Annotated in this window: 14 protein-coding genes; 6 read left to right on the top strand and 8 right to left on the bottom strand. The window is 70.3% G+C overall.

What is annotated here, in order from left to right; genetic code table 11:
- Positions 1-43: 43 nt before the first annotated feature.
- Entirely contained in the window at positions 44-1,189 is a 1,146-nt protein-coding gene (locus tag OG452_RS02900; RefSeq protein ID WP_327294013.1) for an ROK family transcriptional regulator, read from the bottom strand.
- A gap of 355 nt (positions 1,190-1,544) precedes the next feature.
- Between OG452_RS02900 and OG452_RS02895 the strand changes: the two genes are divergently transcribed.
- The 4 genes from OG452_RS02895 to OG452_RS02880 are packed head-to-tail and all read left to right on the top strand — an operon-like array spanning position 1,545 to position 7,312.
- Positions 1,545-3,395, top strand: coding sequence for a peptide ABC transporter substrate-binding protein (locus OG452_RS02895; protein WP_327294012.1), 1,851 nt, complete (start codon positions 1,545-1,547; stop codon positions 3,393-3,395).
- Positions 3,392-4,342, top strand: a complete 951-nt coding sequence (locus OG452_RS02890) for an ABC transporter permease (protein ID WP_327294011.1) — start codon at positions 3,392-3,394, stop codon at positions 4,340-4,342. The genes OG452_RS02895 and OG452_RS02890 overlap by 4 nt, the downstream gene beginning before the upstream one ends.
- Positions 4,339-5,238 carry an ABC transporter permease gene (locus OG452_RS02885; protein WP_327294010.1) on the top strand — a complete coding sequence of 300 codons (900 nt, stop codon included), beginning with the start codon at positions 4,339-4,341 and terminating at the stop codon, positions 5,236-5,238. Before OG452_RS02890 ends, OG452_RS02885 begins: the two co-directional genes overlap by 4 nt.
- 49 nt (positions 5,239-5,287) lie before the next feature.
- Positions 5,288-7,312, top strand: coding sequence for an ABC transporter ATP-binding protein (locus OG452_RS02880; protein ID WP_327294009.1), 2,025 nt, complete (start codon positions 5,288-5,290; stop codon positions 7,310-7,312).
- Between the two features lie 38 nt (positions 7,313-7,350).
- On the opposite strand, the gene OG452_RS02875 is transcribed toward OG452_RS02880, so the two are convergent.
- Complete coding sequence (locus OG452_RS02875) at positions 7,351-8,022, bottom strand: endonuclease V (RefSeq protein WP_327294008.1); 672 nt, start codon at positions 8,020-8,022, stop codon at positions 7,351-7,353.
- A 199-nt stretch (positions 8,023-8,221) separates the two neighbouring features.
- Here OG452_RS02875 and OG452_RS02870 point away from each other — a divergent pair, with 199 nt between their 5' ends.
- Positions 8,222-8,773, top strand: a complete 552-nt coding sequence (locus tag OG452_RS02870) for a DoxX family protein (RefSeq protein ID WP_327294007.1) — start codon at positions 8,222-8,224, stop codon at positions 8,771-8,773.
- Between the two features lie 124 nt (positions 8,774-8,897).
- Here the strand turns inward: OG452_RS02870 and OG452_RS02865 are convergent, their stop codons facing one another.
- From OG452_RS02865 to OG452_RS02855, 3 genes are all read right to left on the bottom strand, one after another.
- Entirely contained in the window at positions 8,898-9,260 is a 363-nt protein-coding gene (locus OG452_RS02865) for a DUF488 domain-containing protein (protein WP_327294006.1), read from the bottom strand.
- Positions 9,261-9,307: 47 nt separating this feature from the next.
- The gene (locus OG452_RS02860) at positions 9,308-9,568 is read right to left on the bottom strand and encodes a type B 50S ribosomal protein L31 (RefSeq protein ID WP_327294005.1); all 261 of its coding nucleotides are present in this window, start codon (positions 9,566-9,568) and stop codon (positions 9,308-9,310) included.
- A 73-nt stretch (positions 9,569-9,641) separates the two neighbouring features.
- Complete coding sequence (locus OG452_RS02855; protein WP_327294004.1) at positions 9,642-9,881, bottom strand: DUF6296 family protein; 240 nt, start codon at positions 9,879-9,881, stop codon at positions 9,642-9,644.
- A 241-nt stretch (positions 9,882-10,122) separates the two neighbouring features.
- Between OG452_RS02855 and OG452_RS02850 the strand changes: the two genes are divergently transcribed.
- The gene (locus OG452_RS02850; RefSeq protein WP_327294003.1) at positions 10,123-10,314 is read left to right on the top strand and encodes a DUF6381 family protein; all 192 of its coding nucleotides are present in this window, start codon (positions 10,123-10,125) and stop codon (positions 10,312-10,314) included.
- A gap of 79 nt (positions 10,315-10,393) precedes the next feature.
- On the opposite strand, the gene OG452_RS02845 is transcribed toward OG452_RS02850, so the two are convergent.
- The 3 genes from OG452_RS02845 to OG452_RS02835 all read right to left on the bottom strand — a co-directional run bounded on the left by OG452_RS02845 (position 10,394) and on the right by OG452_RS02835 (position 14,112).
- The gene (locus OG452_RS02845) at positions 10,394-11,563 is read right to left on the bottom strand and encodes an epoxide hydrolase family protein (protein WP_327294002.1); all 1,170 of its coding nucleotides are present in this window, start codon (positions 11,561-11,563) and stop codon (positions 10,394-10,396) included.
- A gap of 87 nt (positions 11,564-11,650) precedes the next feature.
- Positions 11,651-13,111, bottom strand: coding sequence for an MFS transporter (locus tag OG452_RS02840; protein ID WP_327294001.1), 1,461 nt, complete (start codon positions 13,109-13,111; stop codon positions 11,651-11,653).
- Positions 13,108-14,112, bottom strand: a complete 1,005-nt coding sequence (locus OG452_RS02835) for an SDR family oxidoreductase (protein WP_327294000.1) — start codon at positions 14,110-14,112, stop codon at positions 13,108-13,110. The genes OG452_RS02840 and OG452_RS02835 overlap by 4 nt, the downstream gene beginning before the upstream one ends.
- Positions 14,113-14,134 lie beyond the last annotated feature (22 nt).

The raw sequence follows: 14,134 nt of genomic DNA, 5'->3' as shown, positions 1-14,134 counted from the left end.
CGGGGCCGTGCCCGCCGGGTGTCCGGGCGCGGCGGGGGCGGGATCAGGGCGCTTCGGCGTACGGAGCGCCGGTGCGCAGGGCCGTCAGCCCCGCGCCCAGCAGGCCCGCGTCGCGGCCCGAGACGGTGGTGGTGATTTCGAGCCCCGCCGTGGCCATGGGCAGGCAGCGCTCGTACAGGACTCCGCGGACCGCGGCCACCAGGGGCTCCGCCGACGCCAGCGCGCCGCCGAGCACGACGGCCTGCGGGTTGAAGAAGTTGACGACGACGCTGAGGACCGTGCCGATGTGCCGGCCGGCCGCCCGGACCAGGGTGGTCGCCTGCGGGTCCCCGTCGGTGACCAGCCGCAGCAGTTCCGCCGTGCCGTCCACCGGGGTACCCCGGCGGGCGAGTTCACGCAGCACGGCGGCGCCGCTGGCGACCGTCTCCAGGCAGCCGATGTTCCCGCAGCTGCACGGGCGCTCCTCGGCGGCTTCGACCCGGACATGGCTGATGTCGCCCGCGCAGCCGTTGGCCCCGCGGTGCGGGCGGCCGGCGGAGATGACTCCGCAGCCGATGCCGCGGCCCGCCTTGACGACGACGAGGTGCTGGAGCTCCGGACGGGCCGACTGGTGCTCACCGACGGCCATCAGGGTCGCGTCGTTGTCCACCGTCACCGGCAGTCCGAGCCGGTCGGCGAGGACGTCGCGGAGCGGGAAGTTGTGCCAGCCGGGCATCCGGGAGGGGGTGAGCACCCGGCCGGCCTGGACGTTGACAGGGCCGGGGAAGGCGATGCCGACGCTCCGTACGGTGCGGCCCGCCGCGCGCTGCCGGTCGGCGAGCGCGGTCAGCCGCTCCACCAGCCAGTCGGCGGCCTGTTCGGGTCCCGCGGTGAGGTCGTGGCTGTGGTCGGCGGCGTCCATGACCGTGCCGTCCGCGGAGACGGCGGCCAGCCTGCCGTGGTGCGAGCCGAGGTCGGCTGTCAGGGCCACCCCGCCCTGCTGCGGGACGCGCAGCAGTCTGGGGCGCCTGCCGCCGCGGGACGCGCCCTCGCCCGACTCCGTGAGGAGCCCGGCCGCGACCAGCTCCTGCACCCGGAGCGAGACGGTGGAGGCGGCGAGCCCCAACTCCCGGACCAGATCGGCCCGTGAGGACGCGGTGCCGGACGTGACCATGCGCAGAATCTGCTGGTTCGATGCGCTGTCCGTCATTGGTCTCCCCGTCATCGCGCTCCCCGGACCGTTCCGAGTGGCTCCGTGCGGCTCGGAGTTGTACCGAGCCACTTCTGGCCAGTCGGCCACTTCCAGTTACTTCGAAATTTCAAAACAAGTTCATGCTGTCCCGATGAAAGTTAGCGATCCAAGGCCATCTTTCGCCAGGGGTAACGGGAATGTTTTCAGTAATTCGCCATTGAAATATGGGACATATGGCATCAAAAGCTCCAGGAAGGGTACCCTAAGTCGAATCTTTACCCTTGACTTAGTTTCGAAGGCCGTCCTAACTTTCAGACATTCTCCAGCCGATGTTCACGTCGGCTCGCTGCTGGAACCCGATGGAGGCCCACCCATGCGCCCAAGGCGCTCATCCGCGCGGCGTCGCGCGCTCGCCGCAGCGGTCACCGGGGCGGCGCTCGTCGTGGCCCTCTCGGCCTGTTCGCAGGACGGCGGCAAGATCGACATGGGGCCCACCGGCGGCACACCCGTCGAGGGCGGCACCGCCACGATGGCCCTGCCGCCCGCGGCCACCCCCAACTGGATCTTCCCCATCGGGGCCCCGGGGTACGGCGCCACGTACAACTTCGCCATTCAGTCACTGCTCTTCATGCCGGTGTACGACGCGGTGAAGAAGGACGGCGCCCTCACCACCACCGGGCCCAACACGCTGGGTACGAAGCCCGTCTACAGCGACGGCAACAAGACCGTCACCGTGCCGCTCCGCAAGGACATCACCTGGTCCGACGGCAAGCCGGTGACCGCGCGCGACATCGAGTTCTGGTTCAACCTTGTCAAGGCCGACAAGGCGGAGTGGGGCAGCTACTCGGTCGGCACCATGCCCGACAACGTCAAGAGCTTCGAGACCGTCGACGCCCACACGGTCCGGCTGCACCTCAACCGCTCGTACAACCCCGACTGGTTCACCGCCAACCAGCTCACCCTGATGCGCGCCCTGCCGCAGGCCGCCTGGGACGCGAAGAAGGACGGCGGCGCCGTCGGCGACTGGGACCGGACCACCGCCGGCGCCAAGGCGGTCTTCGCCCGGCTGACCGCGCACTCCAAGAGCCTCGGCGCCTACTCCAAGGACCCGCTCTGGAAGACCGTCAACGGGCCCTGGAAGATAGCCGAATGGCAGAACACCGGCCAGGTCACCCTCGTACGCAACCCGAAGTACACCGGTAACAACAAGGCGCATCTGGACAAGGTCGTCCTCAAGCCCTTCACCACCGCGGACTCCGAGTTCAACGTGCTGCGCTCCGGCGGCGTCGACTACGGCTACATAGCGCCGTCGGTGCTCGCGCAGAAGAAGAAGTTCGAGAGCCGGGGCTACCGCGTCGACCCGTGGGAAGGCTGGGCGGCCACCTACATCGTCTACAACTTCAACTCCTCGCACGGCGGCGCGGCCATGCGCCAGCTCTACATCCGCCAGGCCATGCAGCACCTGGTCGACCAGAAGTCGATGAGCAAGGTCATCTGGCAGGGCAGCGCCGACCCGACGCTGGGCCCGGTGCCCGTCACACCGAAGACGCAGTACACCACCCCGCAGATGCAGAAGAACCAGTACCCGTACTCCGTGAAGGCGGCGCGCGCGCTCCTCGCCGACCACGGGTGGACCGTCCGCGACGGCCAGGCCCGTTGCACCCGCCCCGGCACCGGCGCCGACCGGTGCGGAGCAGGTATCGCGAAGAACGCCCCGCTCAACCTGACCCTGCTCTCGCAGTCGGGCTCCACCGAGTCCACCAACATGATGCAGGAGCTGAAGTCCTCGCTGAGCAAGGCCGGTATCGACCTCAAGGTCCGCCAGCAGCCGCTCAACTCGGTCCTCGGTAACTCCGTACCCTGCAAGCCGGGACAGCCGGGTTGCGACTGGGACATGTCGTTCTTCGGCACGGCCGGCAGCTGGTACTACCCGCTCAACCCCAGCGGTGAGCAGCTCTTCTCGACCGGCGCCTCCGCCAACTTCGGCAACTACTCGGACCCGAAGGCAGACAAGCTGATCCGCGCCGTCCAGTACTCCAGCAATCCCGACGCCATCCACGCGTACGGCCAGTACCTCTCCCAGCAGCTCCCCGTGATGTGGATGCCGAACCCCGCCTACCAGGTGTCGGTGATCCGCAACGACCTGCGGGGTGTCGACCAGAACCCCACCGTGACCCTCGCCCCGCAGGACTGGTACTACGTCAAGAAGGGGGCCGACCAGTGACCGGCTTTCTCCTCAAGCGCCTCCTCCAGGCGGTGGTCGTTCTCTTCCTGGTGTCGGTCATCGTCTTCGTCCTGCTGCACATGCTCCCCGGCGGACCGGCGCGTGCCATCCTCGGGCCCAAGGGCACACCGCAGCAGATCGAGCACTTCAACCACGCCCAGGGCTACGACCGTTCGCTGCCCTTCCAGTACTTCGAGTATCTGAAGCGGCTGCTCACCGGTGACCTGGGAGTGTCGTACAAGCTGAACCAGCCGGTCTCCGACCTGCTCATGCAGCGGCTCCCCAAGACACTGCTGCTCACGGCGCTCTCCACGCTCCTCGCCGTGATCGTCGCGATCCCGCTCGGCCTGCTCCAGGCCGTCCGGCGCGGGAAGATCACCGACTACCTGCTGACCGGGGCGGCCTTCCTGGCCTACGCGACGCCGGTCTTCTTCCTCGGCCTGATCCTGATCATCGTCTTCTGCCAGACGATCCCCATCTTCCCGTCGGAGGCACCCCAGGGCGAGTCCCTGTCCAGTATCTTCAGCGGCTTCTCCGGCATGGTGCTGCCCATCGTCACCATGGCGCTCGGCGTCATCGCGATGTTCAGCCGCTACATGCGCTCCGCCACGCTCGACAACCTCACCGAGGAGTACGTCCGTACGGCGATGGCCAAGGGCCAGTCCAGCCGGCGGATCCTCGCCAAGCACGTGATGCGCAACGCGCTCATCCCGCTCGCCACCCTCCTCGGCCTGTATCTGCCGACGCTGTTCAGCGGCGCCCTGGTCGTCGAGGCGATGTTCAACTACCCGGGTATGGGCCTGCTGTTCTGGAACGCGGCGCAGGGCTCCGACTTCCCCGTACTGCTCGGGGTGACGCTGGTCGTGGGCGTCGCCACCGTCGTCGGATCGCTGCTCACCGACATCGTCTACGCCGTCCTCGACCCCCGGATCCGGAGCGTCTCATGAGCACCGCAGTCATAGCCCCCGGACACGAGGACGCCGACCTCGCCACGCCTTCGCTGGCAAAGCGCACTCTCCAGGTCTTCACCGGCAACAAGCTCGCCCTCACCGGCGTGATCGTGCTGGTCCTGCTCCTCGCGTTCTGCTACATCGGCCCGCTGGTCCACTCCACCGACCAGGTCCACACCGACCTGGCGCAGGCCAACCTGGCACCCGGCAGCCCCGGACACATCCTGGGGACCACCGACCTCGGTTACGACCTGCTGGGCCGGCTGATGCTGGCCGGACAGTCCTCGCTCGAAGTCGGCCTCGCCGCCGGTCTGCTCGCCACCCTCTTCGGCACGCTCTGGGGCGCCGTCTCCGGCTACTTCGGCGGCTGGACCGACGCCGTGATGATGCGTGTCACGGACGCGGCGCTCGCCATCCCCGCGATGTTCCTGCTGGTGGTCGTCGCCGCGATCATCACGCCCAGCAAGGGCGTGCTCATCGTGATCATCGCGGCGGTGGCCTGGCTGTCCCCGGCCCGCCTGGTCCGTGGTGAGGCGCTCTCGCTGCGCGACCGCGAGTACGTCCAGGCCATGCGGATGATGGGCGGCGGCGGAGCCCGCGCGGTGTTCCGGCACATCGTGCCCAACGCCATCGGCACCGTCATCGTCAACTGCACCTTCCAGATCGCCGACGCCATCCTCTACGTCAGCTATCTGGCGTTCCTCGGCCTCAGCATCCCGCCGCCCGCGACCGACTGGGGGTCGATGCTCTCCTCGGGCATCACCTACACCCAGAACGGCTACTGGTGGCTGATCTTCCCGCCGGGCATCGCCATCGTGCTCGTCGTCGGCGCGTTCAACTTCGTGGGCGACGGCCTCCGGGACGCCTTCGAAGTACGGCTCCAGAAGAAGTAGCCACACCCCCTGCCTGCTTTCCTGCCTGCACTGCCCGGAGGACACTCCCATGACCGAGCCGCTGCTGCGGATCGACGATCTCCATGTCGACATAGCGTCCCGCAATCGCACCGTCCACGCCCTCGACGGCGTCAGCCTGGACCTCGCCCCCGGCGAGGCACTCGGAGTGGTCGGCGAGTCCGGCTGCGGCAAGACGATGACCGCGCTCAGCGTCCTCGGGCTGCTGCCGCCCGGTGGCGCCGTCGCGTCGGGCCGGGTCCTCTTCGACGGACACGACCTGGCGTCGGCCGGTGAACCCGTGCTGCGCGACGTCCGGGGCAACACCATCGGGATGGTCTTCCAGGACCCGCTGACCTCCCTCAACCCCACCATGACCATCGGCGCACAGGTCGCCGAACCCCTCCTGCTGCACCGCCCCGTCAGCAAGCAGGAGGCCTGGGCGCGGGCCGAGGAGATGCTCGGCCTGGTAGGTATGCCGCAGCCCTCCGAGCGGATGAAGGCCTATCCGCACCAGCTGTCGGGCGGTATGCGCCAGCGTGTCGCCATCGCCATGGCGCTCGTCTGCGAGCCCAAGCTCCTCATCGCCGACGAGCCCACCACCGCGCTCGACGTCACCACCCAGCACCAGATCCTGGAGCTCATCGACGGGCTGCGCTCCCGCCTCGGCATGGCGATGATCCTGGTCACCCACGACCTCGGCGTCATCGCCAACCGGGTCGACCGGGTCGCCGTGATGTACGCGGGCAAGGTCGCCGAGACCTCCGGCGTACGGGACCTCTTCGCCCGCCCCAGGCACCGCTACACCCAGGCGCTCTTCGCCGCGCTCCCCGAGAAGGCCGTCGAGGGCGAGACCGAACTGCGCACCATCCCCGGTCTGCCGCCGAACCTCGCCACCGCCCAGCAGGGCTGCCGGTTCGCGGCGCGCTGTGCGTTCGCCACCGACGTCTGCCGCACCGACGAGCCGCAACTGACCGAGGGCGACCACCGGTTCGCCTGCTTCCACCCCGTACCGGAGGAGGGCGAGCCGAACCTCGGCGATGCACTCACCCAGGAGCGGCAGGCTGCCGGCGCCGTCGTACCGGACGGGGTGCCCCTCCTCGAAGTCACCGGCCTCCGCAAGGACTTCCCGCTCACCGGCGGCCCGTTCTCACGCAAGCGCGGCACGGTCAGCGCCGTCGGCGGTGTCTCACTGACAGTGCGCAAGGGCGAGACCTTCGGCATGGTCGGCGAGTCCGGCTGCGGCAAGACCACCATCGGCCGCATGATCGCCGGCCTTGAGGACCCCACGGCGGGCTCGATCGTCTTCGAGGGCCAGGACCTGGCCACCATGGACCGTGGCCGTCGCCGCGCCCACCGCCGCCGGATCCAGCTGATGTTCCAGGACTCCGCCGCCGCCATGGACCCGCGGATGCGGATCGGCACCATCCTGCGCGAACCGCTCGTCATCCAGGGCGTCGGCGACCGGGCCGAGCAGGACCGGACCGTCGCCGAACTCCTCGACGCGGTCGGGCTGCCGCGTGGCGCCGTCGACCGCTACCCGCACGAGTTCTCCGGCGGCCAGCGCCAGCGCCTCGGACTCGCCCGCGCGCTGACACTCTCCCCGGACCTGATCGTCGCCGACGAGCCGGTCTCGGCGCTGGACGTCTCCGTACAGGCGCAGATCCTCAACCTGATGCGCGAACTGCAGCGCGAGCGCGGGCTGACGTACCTCTTCATCTCCCACGACCTGGCGGTGGTCCGCTACCTCGCCGACACGGTCGGGGTGATGTACCTCGGCAAGCTGGTCGAGTCTGGCCCGGCCGAGAAGGTGTACGCGAACCCCCTCCACCCGTACACGCGCGGCCTCCTCGACACCGTCAACGTCCCGGACCCCGGGGCGGCGGGCTCCGGCCGCATCCCGCTCGGCGGTGAGACGCCCTCCGCGGCGAATCCGCCGTCGGGCTGCCGGTTCCGCACCCGCTGCCCCATCGCGAAGGACATCTGCGCCGAGACCGAGCCCCCGGCCAGCACCCCGGCAGGCGCGGACCACCAGGTGGCCTGCCACTTCCCGCTGGTACGGGAGAACGCGGCCTGAGCCGGCCGGCGGGCGACCGGGTGGGGACAGTGCCGTGGTTACGCCACTGCCTCGCGCAGCGCCCGCCGGCAGAGCGCGTCGGCGCGCCGGGTGGACTCCGGCAGCCGGTAGTCGGGGGAGAGCCGCAGCGTGTGGGCGCAGGCGTTGTCGATGGAGACCCGGTGCCCCACGGACACGAAGACCGGCTTGACCCCGTCCTGGGTGCGCAGCGCCCGGCCCACCTCCTCGCCGCCCTCGGCCAGCAGCGGCGCCTCCGCACCGCGCCGGACGCCCGGCTGCTCGTACGAGAAGGTGAAGGGGTTCTTCGCCACACCGATCACCGGCAGACCCGTCAGCACCCCCAGATGGCTGGCGAGGCCGAACCGCCGCGGGTGCGCCAGTCCGTACCCGTCACAGACGACAAGACCGGGTCCGGCGGAGAGTGCTTCGAGGGCCGCCAGTACGGTCGGGATCTCCCGGAACGCGAGCAGTCCCGGGACGTAGGGGAACGTCACCCGGCCCACCGCGGTGGCCTCCTCCACCACGGCCAGCGTCGCGGCGTCGAGCACCACAGCGGCGGCTGCGACCATGTCCCGCTCGTCGTCGTACGCCACATCGACACCGGTGATGAGCCCGGTGCCCGGGGCGGGACCCGGCTCGTCCAGCACCACACGGGTGCGTAGTTCGTCCTGGACCGCGCGGGCTGCCGTCTCATCGGCGGGTGTCTCCATGGGCCTCACCCTATGAGGGCGGTTCCGCGCCGGAGCGTGCCGCGGTGACCTGCGACTTCGGCCGGATGGGCCAACCCCGTTGCGGGCGGGCCGGACAGGGAGGGGAGAGTGGGTACGTACGTCCGCCGCCGGGGCCGCTCCCGCTGTCCCGCGGGCGGCCGTCGCCGCTGATCCGCTGCCACAGATCTGGAGACTTCCGATGACCTGCATCAAGCGACACGACCTCGGACTGCTCGCCCTGCGGGCCGGTACCGGGGCGGTGCTCGTCGCACACGGTTCGCAGAAGCTGTTCGGCTGGTTCGGCGGCGGCGGGCTCGCGGGGACCGCGGCGGGGATGGAGCACATGGGCTTCCTGCCGGGACGCCAGAACGCGGTCGCCGCGGGCCTCGGCGAGGCGGGCGGCGGGGCGATGCTGGCGCTGGGCCTCGGCACCCCCGTCGCCGGCGCCGCCATCGCCGGCACCATGGCGGGAGCGGTGGCCGTCCACGCGCCCGCCGGATTCTTCGCCCAGTCGGGAGGCTACGAGTACCCGGCGTTCCTCGGCTTCACCGCTGCCGCCATCGGGGTCGCGGGCGCGGGACGCTACTCCCTCGACCACGCCACCGGCCGCCGCTTCGACCGGCCCTGGATGCTCGCCCTGGCCTTCGCCGGAAGCGCGCTGGCGAGCGCCGCGGTGGTCAGCAAGCGGAACAAGGCCCAGGCCGCCCGCGCGAAGGCGGAGGCCGACGCGGTGCCGGGAGCGGGCGCGTAACAGCCACAGACAGATACGGAGACGCATCGCGTGGCACGCTCAGGCGGCGGTGACAAGCACCCGGCGCCTGGGCGCTGCGCGCGACCGGCCTGCGGCTCGCCGGCCGGGAGGCCGAACAGCAGCCCTATTTCTGCAACAGGTCGGCGAGAACCGTGGCCTGGCTGATGTCGGAGCGCTTTGTCGCTGTCAGAAGCGTCAGCTTCCGTTTCTTGGCGAGGTCGCGCAGATGAGACAGCGCCTCGGCCCGGTCGGTCTCCTCCAGCTCGCTCCGGTAACGCTGTCCGAACTCCTCGAACTTGTCGGGGTCATGGGCGTACCACTTGCGCAAGTCGGTCGAGGGCGCCACCGCCTTGCACCATTCGTCCAGGCCCGCCTTCTCCTTGGAGAGGCCCCGGGGCCAGATGCCGTCGACCAGCACCCGCGCCCCGTCCCGGTCCGACGGGTCCTCGTACACCCGCCGTACCTCCACTTTCGGCCGAGCTGACATATGCGCCGCCTCCTGCTGCCGGAACGGTCTGATCCAGACGGAGGGCCCTAGCTTCCCTGCTGCCCGCCGTCCCCGAACCGCCTCTCGAATTTGGCGACTTGACCTTCCGAGTCGACCACCCGGGCCTTACCCGTGTAGAAGGGGTGGCTCTCCGCGGAGATCTCGACATCGATCACCGGGTAGGTCTGCCCGTCGTCCCAGGCGATGGTCTCGTCGCTCCCCGCCGTGGACCTGGTGAGAAACGCGTATCCGGCGGAACGGTCGCGGAAGACGACCGGCCCGTACGCAGGGTGCTTGTCCTCTTTCATCTGCTGCTCCTTGCCGGTGGTTCGCGGATGCCTGTCCGGGCCCGGTCGCCGCGAGCGCCGGACATTGGCCGCCTCAGGATCTGTGCGGGTGTACTTCCAGCGGAGCCACGTGCGCCTGATGGCCTCCTGATGCCAGCATGCGCACTTCGCCGCCCTGGCTGATCTCCGCGCGCACGATGCCCGTTCCGTCGGCGTAGACCGGGGAACCGCCCGCGCCCGTCATCGTGGTGCGCCGGACGAGGACGATGTCGCTTCCTTCGCCCGTCTTCTCGAAGACGAGTTCGTAGCTGTCCGGAAAATCAGGTGTGTTCATGGTTGGCCCACGCTTCCCGGTTGAGCTGCGCCTATCCGAGTACGCCCCGCGTGTGCACCGGCACACGACGACCGGCCCCGTACCCGGACCACGATGCCGGGTTTCGCCCGGACGCGCATGCCGAGCTGTACGGAGAGTGAGTGATCGCAACCCGTGCATACGGTGCGTGACAGTCTGGGATGCGGCAGGAAGCGGTACCTGGTTCGCTGAGAGGACCCCTTCCAGAACACCAGGAGCTGTGATGAGCGGTGCGGGCGAGAGCGGCAGGCGGATCCAGCAGATGCGTGCCAAGGCGCAGGACCTGAAGCAGGCGGCCGAGCGGACCACCGACCCGGAGGAGCGGCGTCGGCTGAAGGACAAGGCGAGCAGGCTGGACCGGCAGAGCGAGCAGGAGAGCGGCATGGCGGCCGGGGACATCTATCCGTCCGAGTGACGGCATCCTCCTGCCTCTGCGAGGACTGCAAGCCGGGCACGTAGGTGGCTGACGGGCCATCACTTCGCTTCTCGGCAGGTCACTTCGCATCCCGGTAGGGGCGGAAGAACGCCCGCAGTTCCTCCGCGTAGAGCTCGGGCTCCTCGAACGGCGCGAAGTGCCCGCCGCGTTCGGGTTCGGTCACGCGCACGGCGTTCGCCGTGCGATCGATCCACGCCCGCGGCGGGCGGACGATGTCGCCCTGGAAGAGCGAGAAGCCGGACGGGACCTCGACCCGGCGGGCGAGCTGCGCCGGCGGGATCGCGGCGTTCGCGCTGTACATGCGCATCGACGAGCCGATGGTCTCCGTGAGCCAGTAGAGCGTGACGTTCGTGAGGATCTCGTCCTTCGTGAAGCTCCGCTCGATCTCGCCGTCGCAGTCGCTCCAGCCCCGTAGCTTCTCGACGATCCACGCGGCGAGCCCGGCCGGCGAGTCGGTGAGCCCGAAAGCGGCGGTCTGGGGCTTTGTGCGGTGCATGGCGGCGTAAGCGCCCTCGGTCGCGCCCCAGGACGCGACGCCGTCGAACCAGGCCCGCTCATCGGGTGCGAGGTCCGCCGGGTCGCCGGTGAGAACGGGCAGGCCCGCGTCTGTGCGGTGGACGGCCACGACCCGGTCGGGGTGGTCGAGTGCGAGGTAGCGGCTCACGTGGCTGCCGACGTCCCCGCCCGCCGCGCCGAACCGTTCGTAGCCGAGGGTGCCCATGAGTCGGGCCCACAGGCCGGCGACCGAGACGGAGTCGAGAGGCAGGCCGGTGGGGCGGTCGGAGTACCCGTAGCCCGGCATGTCGGGCACGACCACGTCGAACGCGTCGGCGGGGTCGGCCCCGTGCGCGCCGGGGTCGGTGAGGAGCGGGACGACCTTCGCGTAGCGCCAGAAGGAGTCCGGCCAGCCGTGGCAGAGGACCAGCGGAAGGACGGGCCCGGCCGGCGCGGTGGCCCGGGCGTGTACGAAGTGGATCCCGAGGCCGCCGACCGGGACACGGAAACGGGGCAGCCGGGCGAGCGCCGCCTCCTGCGCGGGCCAGTCGAACTCGTCCGCCCAGTAGGCGACCAGTTCGCGGAGGTAGCCGACGTCGGTCCCGAGCGACCACCCGGCGTCCTCGGGCGAATCGGGCCAGCGCGTCGCGCGCAGCCGCGCACGGAGGTCCTCGAGAGCCGAGGGGGAGGCCTGCGGGGTGAACGGTTCAGGGCGGGGCGCGGAGTCCGGCATGGGCGTCAGCCTATGCGCGCGCTACTGGAAGTCCGAGCGCCAACCGACGCGGGGGCGGGGACGGGGGCGGCCTCCGGCCGAACCCTGTCAGCCCTCCCGGCTGAGGCGGTTCGTGCCGATGTCCGCCAGGGCCGCGATCAGCGCGGCGACCACGAACGCGACCGACACGATGAGGCCGTGGTCGTACGCGGTCGGCCACCCGTCGGCCACCTGGGCGAAGAACACCGAGCCCACAGCGGCGATGCCGACCGCCGAGCCCACCCGCTGGCCGGTCTGGAGTGTGCCCCCCGCGCTGCCCCCCATCGCCACCGGAACCTCCGACAGCGTCAGGGTCTGGTTCGGGGCGATCACCAGACCGCTCCCGAGCCCCGCCAGCAGCAGCGGCGCCGCCATCGCCCAGCCCGCCCCGCGGCCCGGCACCATGTGCACCGCCAGGGCCGTGCCGCCCAGCCCCACCGCCACCATGGTCAGCCCGATGGCGATGAGCGGCCGGCCGAACCGGCCCACCAGCCGGCCTCCCAGGGCAGCGGTGGCACCCGAGCCGAGCGCGAAGGGGGTGATGGACAGCCCGGCGAGCAGTGCGCTGTAGTGCAGCCCGCTCTGCAGATACAGCGTGCTGATGAAGAAGATGGAGGTGAAACCGGCGAAGTACAGCAGGATCAGCAGACATCCCAGCCAGTACGAACGCACACGGAAAAGCGCCATGTTCAGTACGGGCTGGACGCCACCCGCTGAGCAGCGGGACTCCCACCAGGTGAAACCGCCGAGCAGCAGCAGTGCGACCGGCAGCAGCAGCCACTTCAGCCCGCCGTGCCACTGCTGGGCCTGAACGAAGGGCAGGAGCAGCGCCAGCACACCGGCGCCGAGCAGGAAGACACCGAGGGGGTCGAGGTCGCGCAGTCGCACATGGCCGGCGGTCGGGGTGTCGGGCAGGAGCCGCCGGGCCAGCGGGAGGCAGACGGCGCCCAGCGGAAGGTTCACGTAGAAGACCCATCGCCAGCCCTCCTCCGGGCCGGCCGCCTGGATCAGCAGGCCGCCAAGGAGCGGTCCCACGGCCGTCGAGATGCCCACCACGGTGCCGAACATCCCGAAGGCCCTGCCGCGCTCGCCGCCGCGGAACATCTGCTGGATCAGTGCGGAGATCTGCGGCGAGATCAGGCCGCCCGCCACGCCCTGCACCAGCCGTGCGATCACCAGCCACGTACTCGACTGGGCCGCGCCACAGGCCGCCGACGCGAGGGTGAAGAGAGCAAGGCCCACCATGAACACCGCGCGGCGGCCTCGCGCGTCCCCCAGCCGGCCCGCCGGGATGAGGAACAGACCGAAAGCGAGCGCGTACCCGGACAGGACCCACTGCAGATCGGATTCCGGGGTGTGCAGTCCTTCGCGGATCGAGGGCAGCGCCACGTTGACGATGGATACGTCCAGGAGCGTCATGAAGCCGGCGATCAGGCACACCCCGAGCGCGGTCCAGCGCCGCGGGTCCGGGGCTTCGGGTGTGCCGCCCTGCGGCGGCGGTTCTCCCTGTTCTCCGTGGACCGACGTCACTTCCGTGCCCGTCCGATGAGCGCTCTGCCCACCCCGAGGGCGATAGCCGCACTCACCGCTGACACCAGCCGGGCGTGCTGGGAGGCCCAGACCTGCACGCTCCGTGTGTGCGCGTTGTTGTCGAAGGATCCGTGCGCCCCGTAGTCCTTGGCTCCGGACTTGTCCATGGGCTCCCAGAGGTTGCCGGGGCGCTCCGGCACACGCTCGGCCGTCTGCTGGGAGTCGTAGCCCGTGCGGCCCAGATAGCGGTCCAGCAGGGGCGCAGCGAACTTCTGCGCGAGAATCGTGGCGGCCGTGCTCCCGGCCACCCAGTACTGCTTGCGCCGGGGATGGTCCGCTGCGAACACGATGGCGCGGGCCGCGACTTCGGGCTGATAGATCGGGGGCACCGGCTGCGGGTGGCGCGGCAGCCGGGACAGCACCCAGGAGAACTGCGGGGTGTTGACCGCGGGCAGCTGCGCGATGGTGATGTGTACATTGCTGTGGTCGTGGATGAGTTCGCAGCGTACTGATTCCGTGAACCCGTTGATGGCGTGTTTGGCGCCGCAGTACGCGGACTGCAGGGGGATGCTCCTCGATCCGAGCGCGGAGCCGACCTGTACGACGGTGCCGCGGTCGCGCGGTTTCATGCGGGCCAGGGCGGCCATGGTTCCGTGTACGAAGCCCAGGTAGGACACCTCGGTCACGCGGCGGAACTCATCCGCCCCGATCTCGGCGAACGGGGCGAACACCGAGGTGAAGCCCACGTTGATCCATACGTCAATGGGTCCGAAGGTCTGCTCGGCCTGCTCGGCCGCGGCCTCGACGGCTGTGTAGTCCGCGGTGTCGGTGGGGATCGCCAGGGCTGTACCACCGGCCTCCTCGACATCGTGGGCCGCGCCTTTGAGCCCCGCCTCACCGCGCGCGAGGAGGACGACGTTCGCCCCGCGCCGGCCGAAGAGCTCGGCGGTGGCCCGCCCGACGCCTGCGCTCGCTCCGGTGATCACTACGGTCTGCGGCATCTGTGTGCCCGTCCTTTCTGAC

This window comes from Streptomyces sp. NBC_01197 (assembly GCF_036010505.1).
Taxonomy (GTDB): domain Bacteria; phylum Actinomycetota; class Actinomycetes; order Streptomycetales; family Streptomycetaceae; genus Streptomyces.
This window is presented reverse-complemented; position numbering and strand designations above follow the sequence as displayed.